This is a genomic window from Nocardioides salarius (assembly GCF_016907435.1).
Taxonomy (GTDB): Bacteria; Actinomycetota; Actinomycetes; order Propionibacteriales; family Nocardioidaceae; genus Nocardioides; species Nocardioides salarius.
This window is the reverse complement of sequence record NZ_JAFBBZ010000001.1, coordinates 1,204,691-1,221,365: the sequence shown is the minus strand read 5'-3', so window position 1 is coordinate 1,221,365 and position 16,675 is coordinate 1,204,691. Positions and strand designations below refer to the sequence as shown.

General features: G+C 72.3%; 17 protein-coding genes. 13 read left to right on the top strand and 4 right to left on the bottom strand.

Features of this window, described 5'->3' with window-relative positions:
• Nucleotides 1-50: 50 nt before the first annotated feature.
• The 5 genes from JOE61_RS05970 to JOE61_RS05950 all read left to right on the top strand — a co-directional run bounded on the left by JOE61_RS05970 (nucleotide 51) and on the right by JOE61_RS05950 (nucleotide 4,984).
• The gene (locus JOE61_RS05970; protein WP_193668988.1) at nucleotides 51-689 is read left to right on the top strand and encodes a sigma-70 family RNA polymerase sigma factor; all 639 of its coding nucleotides are present in this window, start codon (nucleotides 51-53) and stop codon (nucleotides 687-689) included.
• Nucleotides 686-1,420, top strand: a complete 735-nt coding sequence (locus JOE61_RS05965; protein ID WP_204797161.1) for an anti-sigma factor family protein — start codon at nucleotides 686-688, stop codon at nucleotides 1,418-1,420. Before JOE61_RS05970 ends, JOE61_RS05965 begins: the two co-directional genes overlap by 4 nt.
• 177 nt (nucleotides 1,421-1,597) lie before the next feature.
• Nucleotides 1,598-2,974 (top strand): ABC transporter substrate-binding protein, encoded by a 1,377-nt coding sequence (locus JOE61_RS05960; protein ID WP_193668989.1) that lies wholly within the window; start codon nucleotides 1,598-1,600, stop codon nucleotides 2,972-2,974.
• A 94-nt stretch (nucleotides 2,975-3,068) separates the two neighbouring features.
• Nucleotides 3,069-4,031: a carbohydrate ABC transporter permease gene (locus tag JOE61_RS05955; protein WP_204797160.1), complete on the top strand. Its 963-nt coding sequence runs from the start codon at nucleotides 3,069-3,071 to the stop codon at nucleotides 4,029-4,031.
• Nucleotides 4,028-4,984, top strand: a complete 957-nt coding sequence (locus tag JOE61_RS05950; RefSeq protein ID WP_193668990.1) for a carbohydrate ABC transporter permease — start codon at nucleotides 4,028-4,030, stop codon at nucleotides 4,982-4,984. Before JOE61_RS05955 ends, JOE61_RS05950 begins: the two co-directional genes overlap by 4 nt.
• A gap of 38 nt (nucleotides 4,985-5,022) precedes the next feature.
• Here the strand turns inward: JOE61_RS05950 and JOE61_RS05945 are convergent, their stop codons facing one another.
• Nucleotides 5,023-6,402 (bottom strand): GH1 family beta-glucosidase, encoded by a 1,380-nt coding sequence (locus JOE61_RS05945; RefSeq protein ID WP_193668991.1) that lies wholly within the window; start codon nucleotides 6,400-6,402, stop codon nucleotides 5,023-5,025.
• A 47-nt stretch (nucleotides 6,403-6,449) separates the two neighbouring features.
• Between JOE61_RS05945 and JOE61_RS05940 the strand changes: the two genes are divergently transcribed.
• Together JOE61_RS05940 and JOE61_RS05935 are read left to right on the top strand one after the other, a co-directional pair.
• Nucleotides 6,450-7,517, top strand: a complete 1,068-nt coding sequence (locus tag JOE61_RS05940) for a LacI family DNA-binding transcriptional regulator (protein WP_193668992.1) — start codon at nucleotides 6,450-6,452, stop codon at nucleotides 7,515-7,517.
• Entirely contained in the window at nucleotides 7,514-8,407 is an 894-nt protein-coding gene (locus tag JOE61_RS05935) for a DUF1353 domain-containing protein (RefSeq protein WP_193668993.1), read from the top strand. The genes JOE61_RS05940 and JOE61_RS05935 overlap by 4 nt, the downstream gene beginning before the upstream one ends.
• 6 nt (nucleotides 8,408-8,413) lie before the next feature.
• On the opposite strand, the gene trhA is transcribed toward JOE61_RS05935, so the two are convergent.
• On the bottom strand, nucleotides 8,414-9,148 hold the full coding sequence (trhA, locus tag JOE61_RS05930; RefSeq protein ID WP_193668994.1) for a PAQR family membrane homeostasis protein TrhA: 735 nt from the start codon (nucleotides 9,146-9,148) through the stop codon (nucleotides 8,414-8,416).
• Between the two features lie 111 nt (nucleotides 9,149-9,259).
• On the opposite strand from trhA, the gene JOE61_RS05925 reads away from it, so the two are divergent.
• The 5 genes from JOE61_RS05925 to JOE61_RS05905 all read left to right on the top strand — a co-directional run bounded on the left by JOE61_RS05925 (nucleotide 9,260) and on the right by JOE61_RS05905 (nucleotide 13,920).
• Entirely contained in the window at nucleotides 9,260-10,033 is a 774-nt protein-coding gene (locus JOE61_RS05925; RefSeq protein ID WP_193668995.1) for an isoprenyl transferase, read from the top strand.
• Nucleotides 10,034-10,681: 648 nt separating this feature from the next.
• Nucleotides 10,682-12,019 carry an RNA 5'-3' helicase PhoH2 gene (gene phoH2 / locus JOE61_RS05920; protein WP_193668996.1) on the top strand — a complete coding sequence of 446 codons (1,338 nt, stop codon included), beginning with the start codon at nucleotides 10,682-10,684 and terminating at the stop codon, nucleotides 12,017-12,019.
• Between the two features lie 230 nt (nucleotides 12,020-12,249).
• Nucleotides 12,250-12,912 carry an aggregation-promoting factor C-terminal-like domain-containing protein gene (locus tag JOE61_RS05915; RefSeq protein ID WP_193668997.1) on the top strand — a complete coding sequence of 221 codons (663 nt, stop codon included), beginning with the start codon at nucleotides 12,250-12,252 and terminating at the stop codon, nucleotides 12,910-12,912.
• 25 nt (nucleotides 12,913-12,937) lie between these two features.
• A complete protein-coding gene (locus tag JOE61_RS05910; protein WP_193668998.1) occupies nucleotides 12,938-13,399 on the top strand; it encodes an acyl-CoA thioesterase in 462 nt (153 codons plus the stop codon).
• A 35-nt stretch (nucleotides 13,400-13,434) separates the two neighbouring features.
• Complete coding sequence (locus tag JOE61_RS05905; RefSeq protein ID WP_193668999.1) at nucleotides 13,435-13,920, top strand: hypothetical protein; 486 nt, start codon at nucleotides 13,435-13,437, stop codon at nucleotides 13,918-13,920.
• A gap of 4 nt (nucleotides 13,921-13,924) precedes the next feature.
• Here the strand turns inward: JOE61_RS05905 and JOE61_RS05900 are convergent, their stop codons facing one another.
• The gene (locus JOE61_RS05900) at nucleotides 13,925-15,334 is read right to left on the bottom strand and encodes a class II fumarate hydratase (RefSeq protein WP_193669000.1); all 1,410 of its coding nucleotides are present in this window, start codon (nucleotides 15,332-15,334) and stop codon (nucleotides 13,925-13,927) included.
• An 89-nt stretch (nucleotides 15,335-15,423) separates the two neighbouring features.
• Here JOE61_RS05900 and JOE61_RS05895 point away from each other — a divergent pair, with 89 nt between their 5' ends.
• Nucleotides 15,424-15,990 carry a hypothetical protein gene (locus JOE61_RS05895; protein WP_193669001.1) on the top strand — a complete coding sequence of 189 codons (567 nt, stop codon included), beginning with the start codon at nucleotides 15,424-15,426 and terminating at the stop codon, nucleotides 15,988-15,990.
• On the opposite strand, the gene JOE61_RS05890 is transcribed toward JOE61_RS05895, so the two are convergent.
• Nucleotides 15,987-16,661, bottom strand: a complete 675-nt coding sequence (locus JOE61_RS05890; protein ID WP_193669002.1) for a spermidine synthase — start codon at nucleotides 16,659-16,661, stop codon at nucleotides 15,987-15,989. The two genes, JOE61_RS05895 and JOE61_RS05890, sit on opposite strands and share 4 nt — an antisense overlap.
• Nucleotides 16,662-16,675 lie beyond the last annotated feature (14 nt).

The window sequence follows — 16,675 nt, the reverse complement described above, 5'->3', positions numbered from 1 at the left end:
CATCGACAGGGATGGGCGCGACGGGTCCTGGAGAGGGCGGCGGCATCAGCATGGGGACGCAGGTCGAGGGGTGGGCGGGTGCTCGGAGGACGGGGCGCGCGGCGCGGACGGGCCGGCCCGGGCGGAGCGCGACCAGGCCCGGCGGCGACGGCGAGGGGCTGCACGACGAGGACGCCGTGCAGGCCGCCTACCTGCGCCACGGGCCCGAGATCTACCGCTTCGTGCTGCGCTCGCTCGGTGACCGCGGCGCCGCCGAGGACGTCACCCAGGAGACCTTCCTCAAGGCCTGGCGGCACGCCGAGCGCTACGACCCGGCGCTCGCGTCGCTGCGGGTCTGGCTCTTCGGGATCGCGCGCAACGTGGTGATCGACCACGCGCGCGCCGCCCGGGTGCGGCCCTGGCAGTCGGCGCTGGCCGGCGACGAGGCGGTGCAGGCCGCGCTCCACGAGACCGGCGGCACCGAGGGCGACCCCTCGGAGCGGCTGGTGGGACAGTGGGTCGTGGAGGAGGCGCTGAGCCGCATCAGCGAGCACCACCGGGTCGCGATCGTGCAGACCCACCTGCGCGAACGGCCCTACGACGAGGTCGCCGCCGAGCTGGGGGTGCCGGTGGGCACGCTGCGCAGCCGGGTCTTCTACGGGCTCAAGGCGCTGCGCGCCGCGATGGACGAGATGGGGGTGGCGCCGTGAGCGACGACCAGCAGCAGGACCGTCACGAGCAGCTGCGCGAGCTGCTGGGCGCCCACGTGCTGGGCCACCTCGACGACCTCGAGGCGGGCGCCGTGCGCGCCCACCTCGACGGTTGCGCCGCGTGCCGCGCCGAGGTCGCCGACCTCGAGCCCCTGGTGGCGCGCCTCGACGCCGTCGACCCCACCCACCTCGACGAGCGGCCCTCCCCGGCCGCCGGCCTGGGGGCACGCATCCGCAGCGCCATCGCCGCCGAGCAGTCCGAGCGCGACCGGCGCGAGCGCGCCGAGGAGCACGAGGCGGCGCGCTCGCGCTCCCGGCGTCGTACGACGCTGCTGACCGCGGCCGCCGCCGTGGTGGTGCTCGCCCTCGGCGCGGGCGTCGGCCTGGGGCGCGCCACGGCGCCGGAGCCCCCGGCCGTGCCGCTGGAGGCGATCAGCCTCGAGGTCGAGACGCCGGGGGAGGGCACCGGCATCGAGGTCGAGAGCGCGGGACTGGTCGCCCACACGTGGGGCACCGAGCTGCGCCTGGTGGGTGCGGGCTTCGAGGAGGGAGCGGTCTACCGGGCCGCGTTCCGCGACGGGACGGGCCGGCTGACGCCGGCGGGGCAGTTCCTGGGCACCGGCGGGGACGACATGACCTGCAACCTGCAGTCGGCGCTGCTGCGCGCCGACGTGACGGCGGTCGTGGTGCGCGACGAGGCGGGTCGCACGGTGCTCAGCAGCGCCCTGTAGGGGCGGCTGGGCGGCCGGGTGACGGCGCTGGTCCAGACCACCGGCGACGCCAGAGACGCCCGTGTGACCTGCGTTACACAGTCGTGACCTGGGGATCCTTGACGTCGGACGTGCGTAAGCGCTTGCATCGGGGGTGACGCACCACCCGCCCGGAGCACGTCAGAGAGAGGGAGCCAGATGCGCTCACGCAAGATCCGGCACGCGACGATCGCGGCCATGGCCGCCACCGGCCTCGTCCTGGCCGGCTGTGCCAGTGACACCAGCACCAGCGAGACGAACACCGCCGAGGGCACCTCGCCCGGCGAGGGCGTCGAGGGCTGCGAGGACCTGACCCAGTTCGGCGACCTCAGCGGCACCGAGGTCAACGTCTACACCTCGATCATCGAGCCCGAGTCCGACGCCCACAAGGCGTCCTACGAGAAGTTCACCGAGTGCACCGGCGCCGAGGTCAGCTACGAGGGCTCGAACCAGTTCGAGACCCAGCTCATCGTGCGCGTGCGCGGCGGCAACGCCCCCGACATCGCCTACGTCCCGCAGCCGGGCCTGCTCGCCACCCTGGTCGACACCGGTTCGGTGGTGCCGGCTCCCGAGCCGACCGCCGAGAACGTCGACGAGTTCTGGGGCGAGGACTGGAAGGGCTACGGCACCGTCGACGACACCTTCTACGCCGCCCCGCTGGGCGCCAACGTCAAGTCGTTCGTCTGGTACTCCCCGACGATGTTCGAGCAGGAGGGCTACGAGGTCCCCGAGACGTGGGACGACATGATCGCCCTGTCCGAGGAGATCGCCCAGCAGGGCGACATGAAGCCGTGGTGCGTGGGCATCGAGTCCGGCGAGGCCACCGGGTGGGTGCTCACCGACTGGCTCGAGGACGCGCTCCTGCGTGACGCCGGCGCCGACGTCTACGACCAGTGGGTCAACCACGAGATCCCCTTCGACGACCCGCAGGTCGTCGAGTCGCTCGACCGTGTCGGCGGCATCGTGAAGAACCCCGACTTCGTCAACGGCGGCCACGGCGACGTCAACTCCATCGCCACCACCACCTTCCAGGACGGCGGCCTGCCGATCACCAAGGGCGAGTGCGCGATGCACCGCCAGGCGAGCTTCTACGCCGCCCAGTGGGACGACCAGACCACCGTGGCCGAGGACGGCGACGTCTTCGCCTTCTACCTGCCCACCACCAACGACGAGCAGGGTCGCCCGGTCCTCGGCGGTGGCGAGTTCACCGTCGCCTTCGACGACCGCCCGGAGGTGCAGGCCTTCCAGACCTACCTCTCCAGCGACGTGTGGGCCAACGAGAAGGCCAAGGCCACCCCGGCCGGCGGCTGGGTCAGCGCCAACACCGGCCTCGACATCGAGCTGCTCAACAGCCCGATCGACCGGCTCTCCGCCGAGACCTTCCAGGACCCCGAGGCCGTCTTCCGCTTCGACGGCTCCGACCAGATGCCCAGCGCCGTGGGTGCCGGGTCCTTCTGGAAGGAGATGACCTCGTGGGTCACCGGTGACGACAGCGGGACCGCGCTGTCCAACATCGAGGAGTCCTGGCCGAACTGATCGAGACGGTCCCGTACGCCGGGTCGCGGCAGCCCCGCGACCCGGCGTACGGGCCACTCGGCCGGTCCACGAGAGAGAGACGGGGTAGGACGACGTGACGACACCCGAGAAGCTCATCCAGATGGTCATCGCCATCGTGCTGTTCGTCGGCGTGATGGCAGCCATCCTGCTGGTGACCGCGCGACTGAAATCGCGCAGCGGTGAACGGATCCAAGCCGCGGCCTTCGTCGGCCCGGCGCTCTTCCTGGTGGCCGTCGGACTGCTGTACCCGGCGCTCAAGACCGCCTACCAGTCCTTCTTCGGCGCCAACGGCGACAACTTCGTCGGCATCGACAACTACATCGACATCTTCACCAACTCCAGCCTGCTCACGGTGCTGCGCAACACGCTGCTGTGGGTGCTGCTGGTGCCGACCCTGTCGACCTTCATCGGCCTGGTCTACGCGGTGCTGGTCGACCGCTCCCGCTTCGAGAAGCTGGCGAAGGCACTGGTCTTCCTGCCGATGGCGATCTCGCTCGTGGGCGCCTCGATCATCTGGAAGTTCGTCTACGAGTACAAGGGCACCGAGAACACCCAGATCGGCCTGCTCAACGGCATCTTGAAGGCGCTGGGCTTCGACACCTACAACTTCTTGTTCAACGACCCGTGGAACACGTTCTTCCTGATCATCATCCTGGTCTGGATCCAGGCCGGTTTCGCGATGACGATCCTCTCGGCCTCGATCAAGGCCATCCCCGACGACATCGTCGAGGCCGCGAGCCTCGACGGGGTGAGCGGGCTGAAGATGTTCTTCTTCATCACCGTGCCCAGCATCCGACCGTCGCTGATCGTGGTGCTGACGACCATCAGCATCGGCACCTTGAAGGTCTTCGACATCGTGCAGACCTCGACCGGTGGTCGCTTCGAGACCAGCGTGCTGGCCTACGAGTACTACTTCCAGTACTTCGTCTCGCTCAACCAGGGCCTCGCCGCGGCGCTGGCCGTGGTGATCTTCGCGCTGGTCAGCCCGATCATCATCTACAACGTCCGTCAGTTGCGGAAGCTGGAGGCACGATGACCACCACGCCCACTCCCGAGCCGGCGATGGTCAAGGAGACCCCTGGCCCCACGACCGGCAAGAAGTCGGCCTCCCGGGCGGCCCGCGAGGGCCTGTCCAGCAAGACCGCCTCAGGCGTCAGCCTGGTCATCGCCCTGCTCTGGACGCTGCCGACCTTCGGCCTGCTGGTCTCCTCCTTCCGTCCCGAGAGCCAGGCGAAGGGCAACGGGTGGTGGAACGTCTTCACCAACCCCGACTTCACCCTCGACAACTACCGCGAGGTGCTCGGCGGCGAGGGCAGCGCCAGCCTGACGACCTTCCTGGTCAACTCGATCGTCATCACGATCCCGGGCGTGCTGATCCCGATCACGCTGGCCACGCTGGCGGCGTACGCCTTCGCGTGGATGAAGTTCAAGGGGCGCGACGCGCTCTTCGTGGCGATGTTCGCGCTGCAGATCGTGCCGATCCAGGTGACGCTGATCCCGCTGCTCTCGCTCTACACCTCACCGCCGTTCAACCTGCGCCCGCTGGCCGGGCGCGACGCCCCGGCGGGTGGCCTCTACGAGCTGTGGCTCTCGCACGCGATCTTCGCGATGCCGCTGGCGATCTTCCTGCTGCACAACTTCATGCGCGAGATCCCCGGCGAGCTCATCGAGTCGGCGCGCGTCGACGGGGCCGGCCACGTCGAGATCTTCACCAAGATCATGCTGCCGCTGATGGCGCCGGCGATCGCGGCGTTCGGCATCTTCCAGTTCCTGTGGGTGTGGAACGACCTGCTCGTCGCGCTGGTCTTCAGCGGACCGGACGTGGCGCCACTGACCGTCAAGCTGGTCAACCTCGTGGGTCAACGAGGAGAGGACTGGCACCTGCTCTCGGCGGGCGCCTTCGTCTCCCTGGTGATCCCGCTCGCGGTCTTCCTGGGCCTGCAGCGCTACTTCGTGCGCGGGCTGCTCGCCGGCAGTGTGAAGGGATGACCCTCCCCCCGCAGCGGGGGGAGGGTGCAGGGGGGCCCTCAGGGTTCGGCGCGCTCGCGTGCGACCCCGGCCAACCAGTCGTAGGACGCCTTGGGCGTGCGCGTCTGGTCGGCGGGGTCGATGTGCACCAGCCCGAACGTCTTGGTGTAGCCGTAGGCCCACTCGAAGTTGTCGAGCAGCGTCCAGACCAGGTAGGCGCGCACGTCGGCGCCCGCCGCGCGTGCGGCGTCGGTGGCGCCCAGGTGGTCGCGCAGGTAGCCGATGCGGTCCTGGTCCTCGACCCGGCCGTCCTCGACCCGGTCGTCGGCGCAGGCCGCGCCGTTCTCCATCACCAGCAGCGGCAGGGAGGTGCGTCGGTGGGTCTCGACCAGCAGCTCCTCGAGCCCGGAGGCGTCGATCTCCCAGCCGATGTCGGTACGCGGCTCGCGCACGGCCAGCTCGAAGGGGGCCACGCCCGGGTAGGCCCCGCCCTCGGGGTGCTCCTGGCCCTCGGCGCGGGCCGGGTCGGGCACGTCGGGGCGCACCGGGGTGTAGTAGTTGATGCCGATCCAGTCGGCCGAGCCCTGGGCCAGGGCCAGGTCGCCGTCGCGGACCAGCTCGGGGTCGGCCAGCTCGGGGGCGACCCGCAGCAGCCCGTCGTCGTACGCGCCGTCGACCAGGGGGTCGAGCCAGACCCGGTTGCGGATCGCGTCGACGCCGTCGGCGACGTCGGCCGCCTCGGGGCGCTCGGGCCAGACCGGGGCCAGGTTGAGCACGATGCCGACGTCGCGGGCGCCGGCGGCGCGCATCCGCTCGGCGGCCAGCGCGTGGCCCAGCACCAGGTGGTGGGCGGCGCGGTGGGCGGCCCCGCCCTCGCGGCGGCCGGGGGCGTGCACGCCGGCGGCGTACCCGAGGTAGGCCGAGCACCACGGCTCGTTGTGGGTGGCCCACAGCCCCACCCGGTCGCCCAGCCGCTCGTGCACGATCTCGGCGTAGTCGGCGAACGCCTCGGCGGTGCCGCGCTCGAGCCAGCCGCCGGCGTCCTCCAGGGGTTGGGGGAGGTCCCAGTGGTAGAGCGTGGCGGTCGGCTTGACGCCGCGCTCGAGCAGGCCGTCGACGAGGCGGTCGTAGTAGTCGAGGCCACGGGTCTCGACCCGGCCGCGGCCCTCGGGCAGCACCCGCGGCCAGGCGATCGAGAAGCGGTACCACTGCACACCGAGGCCCGCGACCAGGTCGGCGTCCTCGGCCCAGCGGTGGTAGGAGTCGCAGGCGGTGGTGCCGTCGCTGGCGTCGATGACGGTGCCGGGCCGCGAGGCGAAGGTGTCCCAGATCGAGGCACCCCTGCCGTCCTCGTGCGTCGCGCCCTCCACCTGGTAGGACGCGGTGGCCGTGCCCAGCTCGAGGGTGGAGCCGTCGGGCAGTCGCGAAGGTGTGCTCATGGCTCCACCGTAAGCCACGTGGTTGACCGGTACAAAGAGGAAGTGTCATGACCAGCATCCACGACCTTGCCCGGGAGACCGGGGTGTCCACGGCGACCGTCTCGAGAGCCCTGCGCGGGCTGCCCCGGGTCTCCGAGGACACCCGGCGCCGGGTGATGGAGGCGGCCGTGCGGCTGGGCTACGTGCCGTCCCCGCACGCGGTCGGCCTGGCCAGCGGCGGCCAGACCCGCACCGTGGCGATCGTGGTGCTCTTCGTGACCCGCTGGTTCTTCGCCACCGTGATCTCCGGCGCCGAGCAGGTGCTGCGCGAGCGCGGGTACGACGTGCTGCTCTACAACCTCGACGACGACGAGGAGGCGCGACGGCGGGTGCTCGGCACCCACCTGCTGACCAAGCGCGTCGACGCCATGCTCATCGTCGGGCTGGGCCCCACGCCCCAGGAGGTGCACTGGCTCAGCAACCAGGGGATGCCGGTGGTCACGGTGGGCGCCCGGGTGGCGCAGTGGCCCAGCGTGCGCGTCGACGACGAGCTGGTCGCGCGCACCGCGGTGGAGCACCTGCTCGAGCTGGGGCACCGCCGCATCGCCTACGTCGGCATGCTCAACGACGCGAGCCTGAGCCTGGCCACGCCGCGGGCCCGGGTGCGCGGCTACCGTGACACGCTGCGCGACGCCGGGATCGAACCCGACCCCGACCTCGAGCTCGAGGGCGGCTTCACGCTCGAGGGCGGGACGGCCGCGGGGCACCGGCTGCTGGCCCTCTCGCCGCGGCCCACGGCGGTCTTCTGCGCCTCCGACGAGATGGCCTTCGGCGTGCTGCGGGCCGCGCGCCGCGAGGGGCTGCGGGTGCCCGAGGACCTCTCGGTCGTCGGGGTCGACGACCACGAGATGGCCGCGCTCTTCGACCTCACGACGGTGCGCCAACCGGTCCTCGACCAGGGCCGGGTGGCGGCCCAGCACGTGCTGAGGCTGATGGACCCGCAGCAGGACGCCGACGCCGCCGACCACGTCGAGCTCGCCACCGAGCTCGTGGTCCGCTCGACCACCGGCCCGGCTCCGGGGGGAGCGGCGCAGGGGCCCCGCCGGGAGGGCGCGAAGGTGGGCGTCGCGCGGTGAGGGCACCGGTCGGCGGGCAGGGCAGGCGCTTCCACGACGGCGGCCCGCCCACCCAGCCGCCCGACCGCGGAGCCCCGGCCCGGGTGCTGCTCGAGCGGCGCTTCGCCGACGGCGAGGAGACCTGGGCGATGCTCCGGCGCATCGCCTACGACGACCGCCACCTCGGGGAGCTGCTCGTCCCGGCCGACCCGGCCACCTTCACCAGCGACCTGACGTCGGTGCCGTCCGTGCTCACGTGGCTGGTGCCGCGCACCGGCGCCCACCTGCCCGCGGCGCTGGTGCACGACGCGCTGGTGGGGCCCGCCGACGACGGCGCGGCGGCGTACGTCTCGAGCGAGGGGCACGTGGTCGACCGGGTCGAGGCCGACCGCGTCTTCCGCGACGCGATGGCCGACACCGGCACCGGCGTCGTACGCCGCTGGCTGGCGTGGTCGGCGGTCACCCTCGTCACGCTGCTCGGGCGCGACCAGCCGTGGCCGGCGTGGCAGCGCTGGCGCTACCGGCTCACGGTGGTCGCGAGCCTGCTGGTCATCGTCTGGCTGGGCTGGTGCGCCACCTGGGACCTGCTCGACCGCAGCGGACCGCTGGCCCCGGGGATGCCGTGGATCCCCGAGGGCTCCCTCGCCGCGGAGCTCGTGGCGGGTGCGGCCGGGGCGCTGGTGGTGCCGCTGGTGCTGGCGCTGGCCTGGGGCCGGTTCCGGGTGGCCGGGGCGGTGCTGGGCACCGGTCTGGCGCTCCTGCTGCACGTCACCGTCGTGGTGGGCGCGCTCAGCGTGCTGGCCTGGTCGGCGGAGGTGCTGGTGGCGCGAGCGCCGCGGGTGGCGGCGGCTCTGGCCGCCCTCGTCGTCGCGGCGGCCGCGGTGGTGGTGGTCGTCGCGGTGCTGCGCTGAGACCGCTCAGCGCAGCGAGTACGTCGCCAGCGAGACGCCGACGTAGTGGGTGACGAAGGCGAGGATCGTGAAGGTGTGGAAGACCTCGTGGAAGCCGAACCACCGCGGGCTGGGGTCGGGGAACTTGAAGCCGTAGACGGCGCCGCCGAGGGTGTAGAGCACGCCGCCCGCCGCGATCAGGACCAGCACCCCGATGGCCATGCCGGTGCCCAGCCGCGAGGTGGCGCCGTCGATGAAGCCCGGGATGAAGAAGAGCGCCGACCAGCCCATGGCGATGTAGATCGGGGTGTAGAGCCAGCGCGGGGCATCGGTCCAGAAGACCCGGAACAGCACGCCCAGCACCGCACACGTCCACACGGTGCTCAGCAGCACCACCCGCTCGGTGCCCTGCAGCAGGATCAGCGCGAGCGGGGTGTAGGAGCCGGCGATCAGCACGAAGATGTTGGAGTGGTCGAAGCGGCGCAGGAACGCCCAGGTGCGCGGTGACCAGGTGCCGGTGTGGTAGATCGCCGAGACCGTGAAGAGCAGCAGTGCCGAGCCGGTGAACACCGCCGAGCCGATGCGCGTCGTGGTGTCGGGCGACAGCGCGACCAGCACGATGCCCGCGGCCAGCGTCAACGGGGCGATGCCCAGGTGCAGCCAACCACGCAGCTTGGGCTTGATCTCGTTGAACTTGTGGTGCACCGACTCCTGCAGGTGATCCACGCCGTGACGGACCGACTCGGGGAGGTGGGCGCTCATGCCGTCACAATCTACCGGTCCGGTCCGTCTCGTGGGGTGCTCGAGCGGCCCGCTGGGGCAAACATCACGTGGCCGGCGCGGGTCGCAGCGCCCAGGCCGTAGCCTGAGCAGGTGGCGGACTGGAAGCGAGGGGTGCGGCGGGTGCTCTACCCGGCGTACGAGGCTCGGCTGCTGCGACGCCTGCCCGAGAACCTGCCGCGGCACATCGGGGTGATGCTCGACGGGAACCGACGCTGGGCGCGCGCCGTGGGGCACGACACCGCGCACGGCCACCGGGCCGGGGCGGCCAACATCGAGCCGCTGCTGGGCTGGTGCGACGAGGTCGGCATCGAGGTGGTCACCCTGTGGCTGCTCTCGACCGACAACCTCAACCGGCCAGCGAGCGAGCTCGAGCCGCTGCTGCAGATCATCGGCGACGCCGTCGACTCGCTGGCGGTGCAGCGACGTTGGCGCCTGCACCCCGTGGGGGCGCTCGACCTGCTGCCCGCCGCGACCGCCGAGCGGCTCAAGGCAGCAGAGGAGGCCACCCGCGACGTCGACGGGATGCTCGTCAACATCGCGGTGCCCTACGGCGGGAGACGCGAGATCGCCGACGCGGTGCGCTCGCTCCTGCTCGAGCACGCCGAGCGCGGCACCTCGATGGAGGAGCTCGCCGCCGTCGTCGACGTCGACATGATCGGCTCGCACCTCTACACCCGCGGCCAGCCCGACCCCGACCTGGTGATCCGCACCAGCGGCGAGCAGCGCCTCGGCGGCTTCCTGCTCTGGCAGAGCGCCCGCTCGGAGTTCTACTTCTGCGAGGCCTACTGGCCCGACTTCCGTCGCGTCGACTTCCTGCGCGCCATCCGGGCCTACGCCCTGCGCGAGCGCCGGCACGGCACCTGACCCTCCTTGGTCGACGTGCTCGCCGTACGCCGTGTGCTCACGGGGTCTCGGCGTCGCTCGAGCCTTCGGCCCTCGCTGCTCGACCAACGACCGCCGTTGGTCGAGCAGTGACGAGCGCCAGCGAGGAGCGTCGCCGACACCGGGTGAGCTGCCTACGCGCCGTACGCCGTGTGCTCGCTGGGTCTCGGCGTCGCTCGAGCCTTCGGCCCTCGCTGCTCGACCACCGGGGGTGGCCTTCGTTGGTCGAGCAGTGACGAGCGCCAGCGAGGAGCGTCGCCGAGACCGGGTGAGGGGCGTGCTCGCCGTACGCCGTGTGCTCACGGGGTCTCGGCGTCGCTCGAGCCTTCGGCCCTCGCTGCTCGACCATCGGTCGCGGCACCGGGTGTTCACCTCCCGCTCCGCGCGTCTTCTCGGCGTGTTGCTCCGATCCGGCGGTGGCCGGGCGTACGTTCGGGGGCATCGGCGAGTGGGGAAGCTCGCCGCACCTGGAGGCCCGATCGTGAGCACTCACGACTGCACCGCACGGCAGGTTCGCCCCTGGCGTGCGGACGGAGGCGGGCACTCCCGCTGTCGGGTCCCCTCCCGGTCCGAGATCAGGTACTAGGGCCGGGGCGACGAGTGCGCGCCGCGACCCGTGAGGGGTGAACCGTGCCGACCAAGGTCACGTCGCAGCAGCCGCAGTCGCTTCACGCAACACGCACCTACGTCCTCGACACCAGCGTCCTGCTGGCAGACCCGGGGGCGCTCAAGCGCTTCGCGGAGCACGAGGTCGTGCTGCCCGTCGTCGTCATCACCGAGCTCGAGGGCAAGCGTCACCACCCCGAGCTCGGCTACTTCGCCCGGGCCGCGCTGCGCGGTCTCGACGAGCTGCGGGTCAGCCACGGGCGCCTGGACACACCGGTGCCGGTGGGGGAGCTGGGCGGCAGCGTGCGCGTCGAGCTCAACCACACCGACCCGACGGCGCTGCCCTCCGGTTTCCGCCTCGGCGACAACGACACCCGCATCCTCGCGGTGGCCAAGAACCTGGCCGACGAGGGCGCCGACGTCACGCTGGTCTCCAAGGACCTGCCGCTGCGCATCAAGGCCTCCGCGGTCGGCCTCGACGCCCAGGAGTACCGCGGCGAGGCGATCTCGGAGTCCGACACCGGCTACTCGGGCATGGCCGAGATCGACGTGCCGGCCCTCGAGATCGACGCGCTCTACGACGAGGGGGTGATCGACCTCGACGAGGCGCGCGACCTGCCCTGCCACCAGGGCCTGGTGATGCTCTCGGAGCGCGGCACCGCGCTGGGCCGCGTGGGTCCCGACAAGCGGGTGCACCTGGTGCGGGGCGATCGCGAGGCCTTCGGCATCCACGGCCGCTCGGCCGAGCAGCGGGTCGCCCTCGAGCTGCTGCTGGACCCCGAGGTCGGGATCGTGTCGCTGGGAGGGCGCGCCGGCACCGGCAAGTCGGCGATGGCGCTGTGCGCCGGGCTCGAGGCGGTCCTCGAGCGCCGCCAGCACCAGAAGGTCGTCGTGTTCCGGCCGCTCTTCGCCGTCGGCGGGCAGGAGCTGGGCTACCTGCCCGGCTCGGAGTCGGAGAAGATGTCGCCCTGGGGGCAGGCGGTCTTCGACACGCTCGGGGCGATGACCTCGCGCGAGGTGGTCGACGAGATCCTCGACCGGGGGATGCTCGAGGTGCTGCCGCTGACCCACATCCGCGGCCGCTCGCTGCACGACGCCTTCGTCATCGTCGACGAGGCGCAGTCGCTGGAGCGCAACGTGCTGCTGACGGTGCTCTCGCGCATCGGCGCCAACTCCAAGGTGGTGCTGACCCACGACGTGGCGCAGCGCGACAACCTGCGGGTGGGCCGGCACGACGGCGTGGTGGCGGTGATCGACAAGCTCAAGGGCCACCCGCTCTTCGCGCATGTCACGCTGACCCGCTCCGAGCGCTCGCCGATCGCGGCCCTGGTCACCGAGATGCTGGAGAACGTCACCCTCTGACACCTGAGGCTGGGGCTGCTGTTCCTCCTGGGACCACGGAGGCATGTGGGGCGCATCCGCTCGCGATGTGCCCCACAGGCCGACCCGCTCGGTTTGCGTGCGCACCGCGCCTCCTGCACAGTGGCCCGTGATCGTTTCGTGACCTCGTCCTTCCCCCAGCAGGTCACGACGGCGCCCGTCGCTCGCGACGGGCGCCGCGTCCTGTCCCCGAGCATCGCGAGCCATCCCCTGTGTCGAAGAAGCCCAAGTACGTCGGCAAGCACGCCGCCCCCAAGACCCACCGCGCCAGCGCCGCACCCCGTGTGGCACTGCGCTCCACCGTCGTGATGTCGACGCTGGCGGTCGGGGCGACCGGGGCAGCGGTGACCGGCGGGGTCATGGGGGGCCCGGCCACCACCGCCGGCGCCGAGTCGCCGGCCTCGATCGTGCCGCTGGCCGCCGACGTCGTCTCGGCCTCCGACCGCGAGTCGGCGCTCGAGGGACGCGACGAGACCGTCGTCTCGCGCACCGACCGGCGCGAGCAGGCCGACCCGGCCAAGAAGGCCGCGCTGGAGACCACCGACGGCCAGGCGATGACGAAGTCCGAGCGGCTCGCCGACGCCGACCCGCGCGAGATCGGCCGGGCGCTGCTCGGCGACTTCGGCTTCTCCGCCGACCAGTTCGGCTGCCTCGACTCCCTGTGGGTCAGCGAGAGCGACTGGGAGGTCGACGCCGACAACCCGACCTCCTCCGCCTACGGCATCCCGCAGGCGCTCACCCAGCTGCACGACCTCCCGGCCGACTACATGACCTCCGCGGAGAGCCAGATCCGCTGGGGCCTGGGCTACATCCAGGACTCCTACGGCAGCCCGTGCAGCGCCTGGTCCTTCAAGCAGGCCAACAACTGGTACTGAGCCGCGCGGCTGCGAGGATGCCCGCGTGAGCGACGTCTTCGAGTGCGAGATCCAGGCCCGGCTGCGCGACATCAACCTCGGCGGCCACGTCGACAACGTCGAGGCGATCCGGATCCTCGACGAGGCCCGCATCCTCTTCCACCACCACGCCGACCTGCAGCCGCCGGCCGGTCGGCGCCCTGGGCTGCTGGGCGCCCTGCCCGACGGCGTCGTCGAGCTGGTCGGCTCGCAGCGCGTCGACTACCACGCCGAGATGCGCTACGTCGCCTTCCAGCCGTTCCTGCTGCGGCTGTGGGTGCAGCGGGTGGGCGGCTCCTCCTTCACCGTCGCCACCGAGATGCGCGTGCAGGCCGACCACGGCCCGGCCCTGGTGGCCGCGACCACGGTGGTGCTGTGGGACCACGCCACGCAGGCCTCGTGGGCGATGAGCGACGACGTGCGCGCGGCCCTGCAGCGCTACGAGGGCGACCCGGTCGCGTTGCGCTGAGCCCCGGGGCCGCGCCGGCGTGAGAGCGTGGCGGGGTGGACGATCAGCTCGCCGACCTGGCCGCGCAGGGGTACGACGTCGCCAACGACCCCCGCCAACGGGCCAGGCGGCGGCGCCGGCACCGGCTCGCCCTGGTCGTGGGCGGCCTGCTGGTGCTCGCGCTCGGCCTCGGTGGGGTGGTCGGTCTCGACCGGGTGGACCGCCACCGGGCCGAGGACGTGCTGCCGGACCTCGCCGCGGCCCTGCAGACCCGGGTGGAGCAGGGCGAGGCCGGCCGCGGCGGGCCGGCCCTGGCCGAGATCGCGGCCACCTTCCTCGAGGACCCGGCGGTCGACCTGCCCGACGTGGGCACCTACCTCCTCGCCGACCCGGCCTCGCGCGAGGAGCCGCTCTCGGCGTGCGTCGAGCTCGAGCCCCGGCTGGGCACGAGCAGCTACTCCTGCGTGCCCCTCGCCGAGCCCGACGCCGAGCCCACGAGCCCCGAGGGCGGGATGGCCTTCTTCGTCGTCGGCCCCGAGTAGCCGCTCAGGGGTGCGTCATGCTCTCGACGTCGAGGGCGGCGTCGAGCTGCTCCTCGGTGAGGTCGCCCCGCTCGACGTAGCCCATCGCCAGCACCTGCTCGCGGATGGTGCGGCCCTCGACCAGCGCCGCCTTGGCGACCTTGGCCGCCTCCTCGTAGCCGATGTGCTTGTTGAGCGGGGTGACCACCGAGGGCGAGGACTCGGCGTAGGTGCGCATCCGCTCGGCGTCGGCGCTGATGCCGTCGACGGTGCGCTCGGCCAGCACCCGCGAGGAGGCGGCCAGCAGCCGCACCGACTCCAGCACGTTGCGGGCGATGACCGGCATCGCGACGTTGAGCTCGAAGGAGCCGCTCGCCCCGGCCGCGGTCACCGCGGCGTCGTTGCCGACCACCTGGAAGCAGACCATCAGCGTCGCCTCGGGCAGCACCGGGTTCACCTTGCCCGGCATGATGCTCGAGCCCGGCTGCAGGTCGGGCAGGTGGATCTCGGCCAGCCCCGTGGTGGGCCCCGAGGCCATCCAGCGCAGGTCGTTGCAGATCTTGGTCAGCCCGACGGCGTACGTCTTGAGCGCGCCGCTCAGCTCGACGAGCGAGTCGCGGGTGCCCTGGGCCTCGAAGTGGTTGCGGGCCTCGGTGAACGGCTGGCCGGTGCGCTCGCCCAGCACCTCGATCACGCGGGCGGCGAAGCCCTCGGGGGTGTTGATGCCGGTGCCGACGGCGGTGCCGCCCAGCGGCAGCTCCCGCACCCGGGGGAGCACCGCCTCCAGCCGCTCGACGGCGTAGCGCACGGTGGCGGCGTACCCGCCCATCTCCTGGCCGAGCATCACCGGGGTGGCGTCCATCAGGTGGGTGCGCCCCGACTTCACCAGGCCGGCGAACTCCTCGGCCTTGGCCTCGAGCGAGCCCGCCAGGGTGTCGAGGGCGGGCAGCAGGTCGTCGACGACGGCCAGCGTCGCGGCGACGTGGATGGCGGTGGGGAAGGTGTCGTTGCTCGACTGGCTGGCGTTGACGTGGTCGTTGGGGTGCACCTCGGTGCCGGCCCGGGCCGCGAGCGAGGCGATCACCTCGTTGGCGTTCATGTTCGACGACGTGCCCGACCCGGTCTGGAAGACGTCGACGGGGAAGGCGTCGTCGTGCTCGCCGGCCGCGACCTGCTGGGCGGCCAGCGTCACGGCCTCGGCCCGGGCGGTCTCCAGGATGCCCAGCTCGCCGTTGACGGTCGCCGCGGCGGCCTTGACCTGGCCGATGGCGTGCACCAGCGCCGGCTCGATCGGGGTGCCGCTGATCGGGAAGTTCTGCACCGCCCGCTGCGTCTGCGCCCGCCACAGGGCGTCGCGGGGCACCTCGACCTCGCCCATGGAGTCGTGCTCGATGCGGACCTCGCGGTCGGCCTGGCTCTCAGCGTGCGCGCTCATGCGGCCACGCTAACGAGTGACGATGGCCGTGCGCCTCACCGCTACGGTGGGCCTGCTCCGACGCGACCACGGGTGAGGAAGGGCCGACGATGACGCAGTGGCTGGAGGACCTCAGCACGCTCCAGGTGCTGCTGCTCGTGGTGGCCGTGCTGGTGGGCGGCTCGGTGCTGGCGGCGCTCCTGGGCGCACTGCTGGTGCGGATGGGGATGCGGCGGCCGTGGGTGCTGCGGTTGGCCAGCCGGCTGGCCTTCAAGGGCCTCGAGCTGATCAAGCGGCCGCTGACGATCACGGTGCTCGACGAGGTGGCCGCGGTGATGCGCACCGGCCACTACACCAAGAACATCTCCGACGCGCTGATCGAGAACCACGACGAGCTCAAGGCGCTGGTGGCCGAGAAGGTCCGGGAGGACCCCAACGCGCGTCTGGTCTCGCGGCTGCCGGGCTACGACACCATCGTCTCCGAGGTCACCGAGACCACGCTGCGGGTGATGATCGAGATGCTCTCCGACCCGCGCACCGACGAGCTGGTCTCCGACCTGCTGCGCAACAACCTCGAGCAGATCCGGGTCGCGGTGCGCCAGCGCGACCACGAACAGCTCGAGGGGCACGACCCGGCCGACCCGGCGCCGCCCGGCGCGCCCCGGCCCACGGTCTAGGCAGCGCGGGCGAGGTAGAGCAGGTACTGCTCGTCGCGGTCCTGCAGCCGCACGTCGTGGCGGCGTACGTCGACCTCGTCGAAGACCGACCGCAGCGCCGACTCGAGGTCGGGCGACTCCGCCGCCGACCAGACCACCAGCGCACCACCGGGGCGCAGCACGGCCTGCACGGTGCGCAGGAAGGTGCGCTCGTAGAGCCCGGCGTTGCCCTCGTGCACCAGGTAGCCGGGCCCGTTGTCGACGTCGAGCAGCACCAGGTCGTAGGTCTGCGGACGGGCCTCGGCCATCGCCACCGCGATGTCGGCCGCGACGACGCTGACGCGCTCGTCGGCCAGCAGGGCGGGGCCGTGCGGCACGGTGCCGTCGCGCATCCAGCCGATCAGGGCCTCCTCGATCTCGACGACCGCGCACCGCTCGACACGGGAGTCGGCCAGCACCTCGTGCATCGTGTAGCCCAGGCCCAGCCCGCCGACGACCACCGCCCGCGGGTCGTCGACCACGGCGAGCGCGGCCGCGGCCAGGGCGCGCTCGCTGGCGACCTCGACGGTGTCCATCACGAAGACGCCGTTGGCGCGCAGCTCGAGCGAGGCCGGGGCGTTCTCGTCGCGGCGCTCGGTGAGCACCAGCTCGCCGCGCTCGGTCTCCGCCCTGGCGATCTCCACGTGGTCCACGCACGCATCCTGCC